This is a genomic window from Marinitoga arctica, assembly GCF_054657315.1.
Genome location: NZ_BAAHYY010000106.1, coordinates 1 through 230, shown reverse-complemented (window position 1 = coordinate 230; position 230 = coordinate 1). Strand labels below are relative to the sequence as shown.

Sequence of the window (230 nt, the reverse complement as noted above, 5' to 3'; positions counted from 1 at the left end):
AAACAGTAATACTCATAGACGAATATGAATCGCCAATATTAGAACATATAAACAATAAAGAAAAAGCAGAAGAATTTAGAGCATTTTTAAGAGAATTCTATAAAAAAGTAAAAACAAAAGATGCATATATAAAATTTGTATTTTTAACAGGAATCACAAAATTCACAAAAACAGGAGTATTTTCTGCACTTAATAACTTAAACGATATATCATTAAACAGTAAATATTCG

The 230-nt window shown here is 23.9% G+C and carries 1 protein-coding gene; it reads left to right on the top strand.

Going from position 1 to position 230, the window contains the following annotated elements; translation table 11 throughout:
- Nucleotides 1-230: AAA family ATPase (locus tag ACYQ44_RS10560; protein ID WP_459997259.1), on the top strand; the 230-nt coding region annotated here is incomplete at both ends.